Origin of the sequence: Mesorhizobium sp. M7A.F.Ca.CA.003.01.2.1 (genome assembly GCF_003998945.1) — a bacterium.
GTDB classification, from domain to species: domain Bacteria; phylum Pseudomonadota; class Alphaproteobacteria; order Rhizobiales; family Rhizobiaceae; genus Mesorhizobium; species Mesorhizobium ciceri.
In genome coordinates this window covers 1-13,282 of record NZ_RZRA01000037.1, presented here as the reverse complement: position 1 = coordinate 13,282, position 13,282 = coordinate 1, and the positions used below count along the sequence as shown (strand labels likewise).

The 13,282-nt window shown below is 62.0% G+C and carries 12 protein-coding genes and 1 pseudogene; 5 read left to right on the top strand and 8 right to left on the bottom strand.

Features of this window, described 5'->3' with window-relative positions; all coding sequences use genetic code 11:
* Both EN969_RS03425 and urtA read right to left on the bottom strand, forming a co-directional pair.
* A pseudogene (locus tag EN969_RS03425) lies at nucleotides 1-443 on the bottom strand (urea ABC transporter permease subunit UrtB); the annotation flags it as partial.
* 97 nt (nucleotides 444-540) lie between these two features.
* Nucleotides 541-1,851, bottom strand: coding sequence for an urea ABC transporter substrate-binding protein (gene urtA, locus EN969_RS03420; protein WP_127418988.1), 1,311 nt, complete (start codon nucleotides 1,849-1,851; stop codon nucleotides 541-543).
* 312 nt (nucleotides 1,852-2,163) lie between these two features.
* Between urtA and EN969_RS03415 the strand changes: the two genes are divergently transcribed.
* On the top strand, nucleotides 2,164-2,577 hold the full coding sequence (locus tag EN969_RS03415; protein WP_024503521.1) for a hypothetical protein: 414 nt from the start codon (nucleotides 2,164-2,166) through the stop codon (nucleotides 2,575-2,577).
* Between the two features lie 65 nt (nucleotides 2,578-2,642).
* Here the strand turns inward: EN969_RS03415 and EN969_RS03410 are convergent, their stop codons facing one another.
* The 3 genes from EN969_RS03410 to EN969_RS03400 form a co-directional block, all read right to left on the bottom strand.
* Nucleotides 2,643-4,214 carry a GMC family oxidoreductase gene (locus tag EN969_RS03410; protein ID WP_063167928.1) on the bottom strand — a complete coding sequence of 524 codons (1,572 nt, stop codon included), beginning with the start codon at nucleotides 4,212-4,214 and terminating at the stop codon, nucleotides 2,643-2,645.
* 46 nt (nucleotides 4,215-4,260) lie between these two features.
* Nucleotides 4,261-4,791, bottom strand: coding sequence for a Twin-arginine translocation pathway signal (locus tag EN969_RS03405; RefSeq protein ID WP_063167927.1), 531 nt, complete (start codon nucleotides 4,789-4,791; stop codon nucleotides 4,261-4,263).
* Between the two features lie 81 nt (nucleotides 4,792-4,872).
* Nucleotides 4,873-5,268 (bottom strand): VOC family protein, encoded by a 396-nt coding sequence (locus tag EN969_RS03400; RefSeq protein ID WP_027161507.1) that lies wholly within the window; start codon nucleotides 5,266-5,268, stop codon nucleotides 4,873-4,875.
* A 207-nt stretch (nucleotides 5,269-5,475) separates the two neighbouring features.
* Between EN969_RS03400 and EN969_RS03395 the strand changes: the two genes are divergently transcribed.
* Nucleotides 5,476-5,781 carry a ribbon-helix-helix domain-containing protein gene (locus EN969_RS03395; protein ID WP_063167926.1) on the top strand — a complete coding sequence of 102 codons (306 nt, stop codon included), beginning with the start codon at nucleotides 5,476-5,478 and terminating at the stop codon, nucleotides 5,779-5,781.
* 10 nt (nucleotides 5,782-5,791) lie between these two features.
* On the opposite strand, the gene EN969_RS03390 is transcribed toward EN969_RS03395, so the two are convergent.
* Nucleotides 5,792-6,229 carry a VOC family protein gene (locus tag EN969_RS03390; protein WP_063167925.1) on the bottom strand — a complete coding sequence of 146 codons (438 nt, stop codon included), beginning with the start codon at nucleotides 6,227-6,229 and terminating at the stop codon, nucleotides 5,792-5,794.
* Between the two features lie 588 nt (nucleotides 6,230-6,817).
* Here EN969_RS03390 and EN969_RS03385 point away from each other — a divergent pair.
* Genes EN969_RS03385 through EN969_RS03375 form a run of 3 tightly spaced genes read left to right on the top strand, consistent with a single transcriptional unit; the run spans nucleotide 6,818 to nucleotide 10,427 of the window.
* Nucleotides 6,818-7,444, top strand: a complete 627-nt coding sequence (locus EN969_RS03385) for a gluconate 2-dehydrogenase subunit 3 family protein (RefSeq protein ID WP_244514297.1) — start codon at nucleotides 6,818-6,820, stop codon at nucleotides 7,442-7,444.
* 2 nt (nucleotides 7,445-7,446) lie between these two features.
* Nucleotides 7,447-9,213, top strand: coding sequence for a GMC family oxidoreductase (locus EN969_RS03380; RefSeq protein ID WP_024503527.1), 1,767 nt, complete (start codon nucleotides 7,447-7,449; stop codon nucleotides 9,211-9,213).
* On the top strand, nucleotides 9,210-10,427 hold the full coding sequence (locus EN969_RS03375; RefSeq protein ID WP_063167924.1) for a cytochrome c: 1,218 nt from the start codon (nucleotides 9,210-9,212) through the stop codon (nucleotides 10,425-10,427). The genes EN969_RS03380 and EN969_RS03375 overlap by 4 nt, the downstream gene beginning before the upstream one ends.
* Before the next feature lie 9 nt (nucleotides 10,428-10,436).
* On the opposite strand, the gene EN969_RS03370 is transcribed toward EN969_RS03375, so the two are convergent.
* Both EN969_RS03370 and EN969_RS03365 read right to left on the bottom strand, forming a co-directional pair.
* On the bottom strand, nucleotides 10,437-11,144 hold the full coding sequence (locus EN969_RS03370; RefSeq protein WP_013531859.1) for a DeoD-type purine-nucleoside phosphorylase: 708 nt from the start codon (nucleotides 11,142-11,144) through the stop codon (nucleotides 10,437-10,439).
* Between the two features lie 86 nt (nucleotides 11,145-11,230).
* Nucleotides 11,231-13,282: PAS domain-containing sensor histidine kinase (locus EN969_RS03365; RefSeq protein ID WP_164758138.1), on the bottom strand; the 2,052-nt coding region annotated here is incomplete at its 5' end.

Genomic DNA, 13,282 nt, shown 5'->3' with positions numbered 1-13,282 from the left:
GTCTTGAACATGGTGTCGGCGGCGGCGATGCGGACAGCCGGATCCTTGGCGCCGAGCGTCAGAGTGCCCAACGCATCGCGGATGACGCGACGCAGCGTGTTGTTGACCTTGATCTTGGTGATGCCGTCCTTGGCCGCCTCACCCGATGCCTCCCCGCTCAACGGGTCGGAAAGCTGGACGCTCTCGCCCGCTTCCTTGCCGACAAACACCAGGGAATCGGCCTTGCGGACATAGAGGTTGCCGTCGGCAAGTGCCGCAAGCGGCCGCTCCACCGCCGGGTCGCCAGCGGCTGCCAGTTCGTGGACGACGGCTCCGATCTCGGAAAAGCCCTTGGCCGTGGCGAATTTGGCGATGATGCCGCGCAGATCGGTTTCGCCAGCGCCCGATGACGACAGTGTCGCCAGCAGGAACAACAGCATCAAACCCGTGCGGATTAAGGTCATTGGTTTCTGGTAACCCCTGAAGGTTGAAGTGGGCGTCCGGACGGCGGAGGAAGCCGTCCGGACGCGCGCGGTCTGACTGGGTCAGCCCTGGGAGGGATCAGTTCGTGCCCTTGCCGCCGCACTTGCCGGTGGCAACATTAAAGTTGCCGCAGGACAGAGGCGCGCGCCAATCCGAGATCAGGTCCTTGGAATCAGGCAGATAGTCGGACCATTCGTCGCCCATCACCAGGCCCGGCGTGCGCGACACGGTCTCGAACTGGCCGTCGGCCTGGATTTCGCCGATCAGCACCGGCTTGGTGATGTGGTGGTTCGGCATCATCGTCGAATAGCCGCCGGTCAGGTTCGGCACCGACACGCCGATCATGGCGTCGATGACCTTGTCCGGATCGGTGGTGCCGGCCTTCTCGACCGCCTTCACCCACATGTTGAAGCCGATATAATGGGCCTCCATCGGGTCGTTGGTGGTGCGCTTGTCGTTCTTGATGAACTTGTGCCAGTCGGCGATGAACTTCTTGTTCTCGGGCGTATCGATGCTCTCGAAATAGTTCCAGGCGGCGAGATGGCCGACCAGCGGCGCGGTGTCGAGACCTGCAAGCTCTTCCTCGCCGACCGAGAAGGCCATGACCGGAATGTCCTCGGCCTTGATGCCCTGGTTGCCGAGTTCCTTGTAGAACGGCACGTTGGCGTCGCCGTTGACGGTGGAGACGACGGCGGTCTTCTTGCCGGCCGAACCGAACTTCTTGATCGCCGAAACCTCGGTCTGCCAGTCGGAGAAGCCGAACGGCGTGTAATTGACCATGATGTCTTCAGCCGCCACGCCCTTGGCCTTCAGATAGGCCTCGAGGATCTTGTTGGTGGTGCGCGGATAGACGTAGTCGGTGCCTTCCAGCACCCAGCGCTTAACCGAACCGCCGTCCTCGCTCATCAGATAGTCGACCGCCGGGATCGCCTGCTGGTTCGGCGCCGCACCCGTGTAGAACACGTTGCGCTCGCTCTCCTCGCCCTCATACTGGACCGGATAGAACAGGATGTTGTCAAGTTCGGAGAACCCCGGCAGCCCCGATTTGCGCGACACCGAGGTCCAGCAGCCGAACACCGCCGCAACCTTGTCCTTGGAGATCAGTTCGCGCGCCTTTTCGGCAAACAGCGGCCAGTTGGAAGCCGGATCGACGACCACCGCCTCGAGCTTCTTGCCGAGCAGGCCGCCCTTGGCGTTCTGCTCGTCGATGAGCATCAGCATGGCGTCCTTCAGTGTCGTCTCCGAAATCGCCATGGTCCCCGAGAGCGAATGGAGAATGCCGACCTTGATCGTGTCGTCGGCGGCCTTGGCCGGAGCCGACATCAACAGGCCGGCGGCGACCGCACCAGCCGAAAACATTTTTGTTATTGTCGAGAAATTACCCCTCATATTACGGACTCCCAAGCTAGTTGATTGCACCGCAACACTACAATGCAACCCCCATGCCAACCGCTCCAGCGATCCCGAAAGGGTACAAATAGTTCATAGATATCAGCGCTTTGGAACATAGGGCTTCCAAAACAAAGAGAGCCGGCCAGAAATCGATTGAGGGAAATTTGCGCAGCTTACACAGTTTTTGCCTAATTTTCGCTCATTCTCCCAGACTGCCTAGATTTTGATCTGAATAGCGGCGCCTTGGGCGACCGATGTTGCGGCGCGGTGCAAAAATAGGGCAAGCTCGCTCTTCAAACGAGCGACGTCATGATTTCAGGGATTTCACGCTTTTTCATCGGCATACTGCTTCTGGCCGCAGCAACCGGAGCCGCGCGAGCCGATTTCAGCGATGGCAAGATGCCTGACGGCACCTATCATTGCGAAGTGTACCTGCTTGGCATGTTCCTCAGCCTCGGCGACATCACCATCAAGGGGAACGTCTACAGCGGCCCTGTCTACACCAGCCTCGGCGGCTTCGGCCCCGCTCAGCAAGGGTACAACTACCAAATGGATGCGAACGGCGTGATTTCCTGGCTGGGACCACTGGGCGGCTACACCGCCGGCGGCAACTCGCTGTCGCTGACCCAGGCGACGCTTGACGGCGAAACCGTGCCCTCCTTCGACATCATCATGAAGCAACCCGACGGCGCCTTCACCGCATCGACCTGCACCAAGCAATAAGGGTGGCAAGAAAAAGGCGCGGAACCTTGCGGGTTCCGCGCCAGCAGTCCGTCGGGAGGATGTGACTAGATCGTCTTTGCCGACATCTGCGCGGCGATGTAGTCGGCCTGGCGGATCGCCAGCGACACGATCGTCAGGGTCGGGTTTTCGGCGGCCCCGGTGGTGAACTGGCTGCCGTCCGACACGAACAGGTTCTTGATGTCGTGCGCCTGGCCGTGCTTGTTGACGACGCCGTCTTCCGCTTTCTCGCTCATCCGATTGGTGCCGAGATTGTGGGTCGAGGGATAGGGCGGCGTCGGGAAGGTGCGGGTGGCGCCGACCGCATCGTAAAGTGCCGTAGCCTGTTTGTAGGCGTGGTTACGCATCGCCGTGTCGTTCGGATGGTCGTCGAAATGCACGTCGGCGATCGGCATGCCGTGTGCGTCCTTCTCGTCTGCATGCAGCGTGATGCGGTTCTCCGCGCGCGGCATGTCCTCACCGACGATCCACAGGCCGGCCATGTGGTCGTAGTGATCGAGTGCGGTGGTGAACGAGCGCCCCCAGGCGCCCGGATCGAGGAATGCGGCCATGAACGGCAGGCCGAGCGACAGCGTCTCGAACTCGTAGCCGCCCACGAACCCACGCGACGGATCATGCCGCGCCTCGTCGCGGATGATGCCGGCCATGGTGGTGCCGCGATACATATGCACCGGCCTGTCGAAGATGGCATAGACCGAGCCGGTGGTGTGGCGCATGTAGTTCTTGCCGACCTGGCCCGACGAGTTGGCAAGCCCATCGGGGAATTTTCCCGACGCCGAATTGAGCAGCAGCCTTGGGCTCTCGATCGAGTTGCCGGCAACCGCGACGATGCGCGCCTTCTGCTCCTGCAGCTTGCCGTCCTTGTCGGCGTAGACGACGCCGGTCACCTTTCCGCTGGCGTCGTGGTTGATCTTGATCGCCATGGCATTCGGCCTGACTTCGAGATGGCCTGTCGCCTCGCCCTTGGGGATCTCGGTGTAGAGCGTCGACCATTTGGCGCCCCATTTACAGCCCTGGAAGCAGAAGCCGGTTTGCTGGCAGGAATTACGATCGTCGCGATCGACCGAGTTGATGGCCATGTTGCCGGTGTGGCATTCCTTGTAGCCGAGCTCGTCGGCGCCGGCCTTCAACACCTTGAAATTGTTGTTGCCCGGCAGCCGCGGCCAGTCATTGGTGCCGGTGACGCCCATCTTGGCCTCGGCCTTGGCGTAGTAGGGCTCCATCTCGGCCAGCGTGATCGGCCAATCGAGCAGGTTGGCGCCTTCCAGTTTGCCATAGGTCGAGAGCGTCTTGAACTCGTGCTCCTGGAAGCGCAGCGAGGCTCCCGCCCAATGCGTGGTCGAACCGCCGACCGACTTGACGATCCAGGCCGGCAGGTTCGGAAAATCCTTTGCCACGCGCCAGTCGCCGGACGTGGTGCGCTTGTCGGTCCAGGCGAGCTGGGCGAACGAACCCCACTCGTCATTGACGAAATCCTCGTATTCGTGGCGCGCGCCGGCTTCCAGGATGACGACGTCGACACCCTTCTGGGCAAGTTCGTTGCCGAGCGTGCCGCCGCCGGCGCCCGAACCGATGATGACGACCACGCCGTCGTTGTTCAGATCAAATGAAGCTGCCATGGTTTCCTCCCATGATTTCTGTTTGCGGGTTCAGGAACGACGGAGCTCAGAGCCACTCGATGTCGTCGAAACCGCGCGCGATGTAGCCGCCCTTGGAATAGGACTCGCCCTCGTAGCCGAAGATCGGCCACACCTCTTTCTGGTTGTAGAGGCCGACCACAAGGCCGCCTCTGATGGCCTGGAAAAACGGCGTCGCCTCGATCTGCTTCAGCACGCCGACGCGCTGGTCCTCCCAGCCGAGGCCGCGATAGCCGCCGCCACCGGATTTCTTGTCGAGGTCGGCGATGCCATCCTCGAGCATCGCCTTGTAGGCGGCGTCCTTGCCGGCCTGCTCGTCATGACCTTTCACGGCAATGGCGTAGTATTTGTCCGGCACCTGATCGTGCGGATAGATGTCACGCGCCATCTGGATCAGCGTCGCCATGGTTTCGGGCTTGAGTGCCGATGTCTCGAGCCCCCAGGCATGTTCAGGGCTGATGACGGCGCTACCGGAGATGACGAGCAGCGCCCCGATGCCGCCGCGTTTGAGAAGCTCACGACGGGAAAGCCCGGGCTTCGCGTCATAGATCGTGACCATTTTATTCCTCCCTGCTTGCTATGTGCACTGTTGAGAGTGCGTTTGCTGGCGCCGCACCTGCCGGCGCGACTGCTATGTCTCCTATTGGAAGCGACCTCCGCGCTGCAGAACCTCGATCTTGTAGCCGTCGGGGTCCTCGATGAAGAAAAAGCGGGCGATCAGCGATCCGTCGCGGTTGAACTCGACGATCTTCTTCGGATTCAGGCCAAGCGCACCGAGACGGTCATGTTCGCTGTCGAGGTCGGCGACGGAGACAGCGAAGTGACCGTAGCCGTCGCCGAGCCCGTAAGCTTCCTGCCGATCCTTGTTCACGGTCAGTTCGAGCTCGAACCCTGCCTCGGCATTGCTGAGGTAAAGGAGCGTGAACGTCTCGAAATCCAGCCTGTCGGCGACATTGAGCCCGAAGGCGTTTCTGTAGAAATCGACCGATCGGGTCTCGTCGAGAACCCGGATCATACTGTGGATCGCCTTGGCCAAATTAGTCTCCGCGCTGGTGTGGAGGCGATTATGCGCGGCGCGGACAAAAGGTGGTGGCAGCCGGTTACCACGCCCGCAGCCGCGAACGGGACGAAAGTCCGATTGCCGGACCGGCAATTTTGCCCGAGAATACGTGTGGGGACAGGTCAAGCAGTATCAAACTGCACGCCGTCCACCCAAGACCAACAATCATGGGAGGTTTGTCGGATGTGCAGGGTGTTTGCGGGCCAGGACCCCGAAGGCTATCGCCAGATCAACCGCTCGATTCGCATCGACGGTCACTCGACCAGCATCCAGCTCGAAGCGACGTTCTGGGCGTTGCTTGACGAGATCGCCGAAAACCAGAACCTGACGACGCCGAAATTCATCTCCAAGCTCTATGACGAAGCCATAGAGATCAACGGCGCCATCCCGAACTTTGCGTCGATGCTGCGCACCACCTGCGCGCTCTATCTGCGCGGCCATCGGCCGGGGATGGATGAGCAGATGGTGCCGAAGCGGCAGGCCGCTTAGCGCATTGCGCTCAGCTTAGTTCTTGCGCGAGCCCTATGAGAAGCCCTCCGGGCCCTCGAATGTAGCAGAGCCGATACACGTCTCTATACTGGACAACTTCGCCTTCGAGCCGCGCACCGCGATTGCGGAGCCTTTCAAGCGTCCCCTCAATGTCGTCCACGGCGAACATGACGCGGAGGTAGCCGAGGGCGTTAACCGGGGCGTTGCGGTGATCCGAGACGGCAGGCGGCGTGAGGAAGCGGGACAGTTCGAGCCGGCTGTGGCCGTCCGGCGTCCGCATCATGGCAATCTCGACGCGTTGATCGCCCAGTCCAGTGACACGTCCGGCCCATTCTCCTTCGATCGTGGCCCGCCCTTCGAGCTCAAGGCCGAGCTCGCCAAAGAAACCAATCGTCTCTTCGAGGTCATCGACGACGATTCCTATGTTGTCCATCCGTTTGAGCGCCATGTGTTCAGTCTACAAGGCGTCGTCCAGGTCGTAAACTCATTAGGCTGCTTGCCAGCTGAGCAGGTATGATCAAGGGGTCCGGAACGCCTCGTGATACGTCGCGGTGGCGCCCTGGTGTCGACCACTACCTCGAACGCCAGCCGGTCTGTGGCTGTCCCTGATTCATGCCTGATGGCACGATGCTGTTTCTATCGGTCCAGTATCCGGCCGCGTATGCCAGGACGCTCTGCAAGAGGCGACGCTGCAGCCCAAGTTCCGGGCGAAAACCGGCTTCCAACAGCACAAGCAGACCTGATCGACAGTAGACCAAACCCTCGCTAACGATTTTGTGATGTGGTTGACGAGGTCATTTTCATCTCGCAGTCTATCGGCATTCGATCTGCGGCTTAACCTAACTATCGTTGTCATGAATACTTGGGAATCACTTCCCAAGCGTGCTCTCTTATTTTTGAGATTCCTAATATGAACCGTCGCAACCCTGTCCGAATGAATCGGCGTCTTTTCCTGTCCTCGGTCGCAATGTTTACGGCAACCGCGACATCGGCCGGTTTTGCGCGATCGTTCTCGGGCACTTTGCCCTGGACGCCAATGACATCCGATCCACCGACGCAGGTCGTGGCAGGCGGCTGGCACTTTTTCTCGGCCCAGGAAGCAGCTCTAGTCGAGGCGATCGTCGACCGCATCATTCCGGCCGACGAGCTCAGCATGGGCGGCAAGGAAGCCGGTTGCGCCGTCTATATCGACAGGCAGTTGATGGGGGCGTTCGGTGCGTCGAGCCGGCTTTACACGCAAGGCCCGTTTCTGCCTGGACTGCCCACCCAGGGCTATCAGGGCGAGGCCAATCCGGCGCAGCGTTACCGCACCGGGCTTGCCGCCATCGACGCTTTCCTGAAACAGCGGGACGGCAAGACATTCGTCGAGCTCGCACCGGCCGAACAGGATGCCTTCCTGACGGCTATGGAGGCCGGGAAGGTCGACCTGCCCAATGGCGTCAAGGGGCCGGGTTTCTTCGGGCTTCTGCTGCAGAACACCATGGAGGGGTTCTTTGCCGACCCCGTCTATGGCGGCAACAAGGACATGGTCTCGTGGCGCATGCTTGGTTTTCCAGGCGCCCGCTACGACTACCGCGACCATGTCAGCAAACACAATCAGCCATATCCGCAGCCGCCTGTCTCGATCATCGGGCGCCCCGAATGGCTCGGCAAAGGCGCCTGATCATGACCAAGATACTGCCTCGCAAAGACGTCGTGATCGTCGGCCTCGGCTGGACGGGATCCATTCTGGCCCACGAATTGACCGATCAGGGCCTGGACGTGGTGGCTATAGAACGCGGCCCCTGGCGCGATACGGCAACCGATTTCAACATCGGCTACGCGCAGGATGAGTTGCGCTACAGCATCCGGCGCGACCTCTTCCTGCAGCCCGCCGTGGAAACCATGACGGTGCGCAACGACCCATCGCAGAAGGCGCTGCCGATGCGCGATTTCGGCTCCTTCCTCCCCGGCAACGGCGTCGGCGGCGCCGGCGTCCACTGGAACGGCCACACCTGGCGGTTCTGGGATTCAGACTTTCAGATAAAGACCAATCTGACCAAGAAATATGGTGCATCGAGAATCGCCGATCTCCAGGTCGAGGACTGGGGCGTGACCGGCGCGGAGATGGAGCCCTATTACGACCAGTTCGAGTATCTGGCAGGCATCTCGGGCAAGGCCGGCAATATCAAGGGGCAGTTGCAGGAAGGCGGCAATCCGTTCGAGGATCCAAGGTCGCGGGATTATCCGAACCCGCCGATGCAGATGACCTACGCGCCAACCCTGTTCGCCGAGGTCGGCCGGTCGATCGGCCTGCATCCCTTCCCGACCCCATCCGCCAACATGTCGCGGGCCTATGTCAACCCGCTCGGCATCGCCATGGGTCAATGCACCTATTGCGGATTCTGCGAACGCTTCGGCTGTGCCAACTATTCGAAGTCGAGCGCCCAGACCACCGTCCTTCCGGTGCTGATGAAGAAGTCCAATTTCGAAGTCCGCACCGACAGCGAGGTACTGCATGTCGATCTGGCTCCCGGAGGCAAGTCGGCGCGCGGCGTGACCTACGTCGATACCTCAGGCGAGGAGTACTTCCAGCCGGCCGATCTGGTGCTGCTGTGCGCCTACGGCCTGCACAATGCCCGGCTGATGATGCTGTCCGGCATCGGCAAGATCTACGACCCCGGCAGCGGCGAAGGAACGGTTGGGCGCAATTACTGCTACCAGACAAACGCCGGCGTGCAGGTGTTCTTCGACGACAAGAACTTCAACCCGTTCATCGCCGCAGGCGCGCTCGGCCAGACGATCGACGATTACAATGGTGACGCGTTCGACCACGGCGCGCTGGACTTCGTCGGCGGTGCGGGCATCAACTGCATTCCCACCAACGGGCGCCCGATCGGAACCAGGCCGACCCTGCCCGGCACGCCGAAATGGGGCAGCGCCTGGAAGAAGGCAACGGTCGAGGGCTACAAGAGCACGCTTGGCTACTCGTCCCAGGGAAGCAGCTACGCGACGCGCAACAACTACCTCGACCTCGACCCGACCTACAAGGACCGTTTCGGGCGGCCGCTGATGCGCATGACGTTCGATTTTCCCGACAACGACATCCGCATGTCGAACTATGTCTGCGACCGGATGGAGGAAATTGCCAAGGCGCTCGGCGGAAAGCAGTACGCCGTCAGCCGCCGCAAGAAAGGCTGGGACAGCGTCCCCTACCAGAGCACCCACAATACGGGCGGCGCCATCATGGGAACGGACCCGAAGAAGAGCGCGGTCAACACCTTCCTCCAGAGTTGGGACGTCCCCAACGTCTTTGTCATCGGTGCGTCGGCCTTCCCGCAGAATGCCGGCAAAAATCCGACAGGAACGGTCGGCGCGCTCGCTTTCCGCGCCGCCGATGCCATCCGCAATCAATATCTGCGCAATCCCGGTGCACCCCTGGTGCAGGCATGAACAAGCTCGTTCTCACGCTCGCCATCGGTGCTGCGGCCCTCACTGGCGGCCCGGCATGGAGTGCCGACCAGGCGGACCAGATCATACGTGGACAGTATCAGGCGGTGCTCGGCGACTGTGCAGGCTGTCATACGCGAGCCGAGGGCAAACCGCTGGCCGGCGGCCTGCCGCTCGAAACGCCGTTCGGCGCGCTTGTGCCGCCCAACATAACGCCTGACCGCGAGACGGGCATCGGCAGTTGGTCGGAAGCCGACTTCCGCAGCATGATGAAGTCAGGCATCGGCCACAATGGTGTGCGGCTCTACCCCGCAATGCCCTACCCCGCCTATACCAGGATGAACGATCGGGACATTTCCGACTTGTGGGCCTATCTGACGACGGTTCAACCGGTATCGAACAAGGTCGAAGCCAATCAGCTGCCGTTCCCGTTGAACATCCGGCTGGCGATGCTGGGCTGGAATGCCCTCAACTTCACCGAAGCAAGCTTTCAGCCGGATCCCTCCAAGTCGGCGGAGTGGAATCGCGGCGCTTATATCGTCCAGGGAGCGGGCCATTGCGGCACCTGCCACTCGCCCAAATCTTTCCTTGGCGCCGATAAGGACAGCGAGTTCCTGCAAGGTGCCTCCCTGCAGGGCTGGTTTGCCCCCGACATCACCAACAATGCGCAATCGGGCCTGGGCAAATGGTCGGAAGAGGATCTGGTGAAATACCTCAAGACCGGCGTCAATGCGCATTCGATTGCCTCCGGTCCGATGGCGGAGGCCATCGAGAACTCCACGTCGAAAATGACCGATCCCGATCTCAAGGCGGTTGCAGTCTACCTCAAGAGCCTGGGCTCGGATGTCGACAGCGCCCAACCGGCAAAGCCTGACGCAACACGGATGACCGCGGGCGAGGCAATCTATCGCGACAATTGCTCGGCCTGCCATGGTGGAGATGGTGCCGGGTCAGGCGCGCTTTTCCCTTCCCTTGCCGGCAATTCGATCGTCGCGCAGGGCAGTGCCGAAACACTGGCCCGGCTCGTCCTTGCCGGCAGCCAGGCCGTGCACACGGCCGATGCACCGACGACGCCCGCCATGCCTTCCCTGGCCTGGCGCCTGAAAGACCAGGAGGTCGCCGACGTCTTGACCTATGTGCGCGCCAGTTGGGGCAACGCGGCTCCTGCAGTCTCGTCCGGCGATGTCGCTGCCGTACGCAAGGGATTGACCCAGTAGACCCGTACTCTAGCTCTCGGCTGCGACAGCGAGCGCCAGACGGCTCATGTCGGTGAAAAGCGCCTGGCGCTCGGAATAGTCGGTCTGTTCGCCGGTCTCGATGTTGTCCACCACGACACACATCGACAACGCACGTGCTCCGAAATGCTCCGATATGCCATAGAGCGCGCTGGTTTCCATATCCACGGCCAGGGCTCCTTGCGCCCGTGCATCGGCAAAACGGGCACGCCCATCCGGGTGATAGAAGATGTCGCTGCAGACCGTCAGGCCGACATGATGGTCGATGCCAAATTCTACCGCCTTGGCCCGTGACGATGCGAGGAGCGCCGGGTCCGGGCCAGCCGGTCCATAAAGGCCGAAAACCTGGCCGCTCTGGGCGCTTTCCGCCTGTGCCGATTGCGAGATGACAAGGCTGCGCAGCTTTGCCTTTGCGGTCAGGCTGCCGCAGGTGCCGGTACGGATCAGCGTCCGGGCGCCATAATGGTCCAGCAGTTCATGCGCATAGATCAGAAACGATGAAACGCCGATGCCCGTCGCTTGAATGCTGATGGACTTGCCACGAAACAAGCCGGTGAAGCCAAGCGTGCCGCGTCGGCGATTGATGCAGCGCGGCGCTTCCAGGAACGTTTGCGCCATCCATTCGGCGCGTTGCGGGTCGCCCGGCAACAACACCGTGTCGGCATAGTCGTCCTTGTCCGCTTCGTTGTGCGGCGTCACCGGTTGCTCCCCTAAGCCTTCCTGCCGTTCACCCCTCAATCATGGCGTTGTCACGGCGTTGCGCAAGGAGGAACATGGGGAAGGCTTTAGGACTCCAGCACGTCCTTGACGATCGTGGCCAGTTGCTTGAGCGAAAACGGCTTCGGCAGGAAGCCGAAATGCGCATCTGCCGGCAGGTTTCTGGCGAATGCGTCCTCGGCATAGCCGGACACGAAGACGAACTTGATGTCGGGCTGGCGCTTGCGCAATTCGCCGAGCAGCGTCGGCCCGTCCATTTCCGGCATCACCACGTCGGAAACGACGATATCGACCTTGCCGCCCAGCGCCTCGAACACTTCCAGCGCCTCGACGCCCGACGACGCCTCGTGCACGGTGTAGCCGCGCGAGGTCAGCGCCCGCATGCCGCCCATGCGCACGGCATCCTCGTCCTCGACGAGCAGCACCGTGGCCGAGCCCGACAGATCCTTGGCCGGATCGGCGACCTTTGCCGGCGCCGCCGGCGCATCGCCGGGCTCGCCTGCCTTTTTCGCTTCGGCGATGTGACGCGGCAGGAAAATGCGGAAAGTCGAGCCTTTGCCGACTTCGGAATCGCAGAAGATGAAGCCGCCGGTCTGCTTGATGATGCCGTAGACCATCGACAGGCCAAGGCCGGTGCCTTTGCCGACTTCCTTGGTGGTGAAGAAGGGTTCGAAAATCTTCTTCAGCACGTCGGGCGCGATGCCGCTGCCGGTGTCCTCGACTTCGACCACGACATAGTCCGCCGGGGCGAGTTCGCGGTAGGAAAAGGCCTTGCACTCCTCGGCGGTCACATTGCGGGTGCGCACGGTCAGATCGCCGCCCGCCGGCATAGCATCGCGCGCGTTGACCGCAAGGTTCACCACCACCTGTTCGAACTGCCCGATATCGACCTTGACCGGCCACAGGTCGCGGCCATGGTCGACCTTCAGCTTGATGTCGTTGCCGACAAGGCGGGCCAGCAGCATCCTGAGATCGGCGAGCACGTCGGTCAGGTTGAGCACTTCCGGCCGCAATGTCTGCTTGCGCGAGAAGGCCAGAAGCTGCCGCACCAGCGAAGCCGCCCGGTTGGCATTCTGCTTGATGTTCATGATGTCTGGGAAGGACGGGTCCGACGGGCGGTGATTGGTCAACAAAAGGTCGGACGCCATGATGATGGCGGTCAGCACATTGTTGAAATCATGCGCGATGCCGCCGGCAAGCTGGCCGACTGCCTGCATCTTCTGGCTTTGCGCCATCTGCCCTTCCAGCGCCTTCTGCTCCGTTGTCTCGACGGCGTAGACGATGGCCGACTCCTCGGCGCCCTCGCCGCCGGTGCCGTCAGCGACGGCGTTGACGTAGAAGCGGATGTGCCGTTCGTCGTTGCCGGGCAGAAGCGTGTCGATCGGCTCGATGTCGGCCTGCCGCTGCTGCGCTTTCTCGAAGGCAGCCGCGAAGGCCGGCCGGTCGCGTTCGTGGATTACCGTGTCGAGCCGCACGCGACGGTCGACGGCGTCGCGATCGACGACAGACGAAAACAACGACAAAAACGGCGCATTGGTGCGCAGGATGCGTCCGTTGTGGTCGACGCCGGCGATTGCCATCGGTGTCGAGTTGAAGAAGCGGGTGAAGCGCACTTCCGAAGCCCGCAAATCGGCAGAGGCATCCTCGCCTTGCGTGCGGTTGAGCACGATCGTGCGTGTCGGCCCATTCAATCCTTCGCGGCTGGCCGAAACGCGGTGCATGAAGCGCACCGGCAGCGCTTCGCCCGTCATGGTCGTCAAATCGAGATCGATCACCGCGTTGCGTGTGGTGCCGGGGTCGGCCTTGACCGAGCGGACCAGCGCCATGCCGTCGCCGGCCACGATCTCCGACAGAGACACGGCGCCGGGCGTGAAGCTGGTGAGGTCGATGCCCAGCCATTCGGCGAGCGTGGCGTTGATGTAGGTGACGCGGCCCTCCTGGTCGGCCGAAAAGAAGCCGGCCGGCGCGTGGTCGAGGTGATCGATCGCCTTCTGCAGATCGAGGAAGAAGCGCTCCTGCTCGGCCCGCTCCTGCGAGATGTCGGCAAGCTGCCAGGCCAGCATCGGCAGCCGCTGGCCCGGAACGCTGAAGGCGCGGGCGCGCGCGCGGTACCAGCGGGC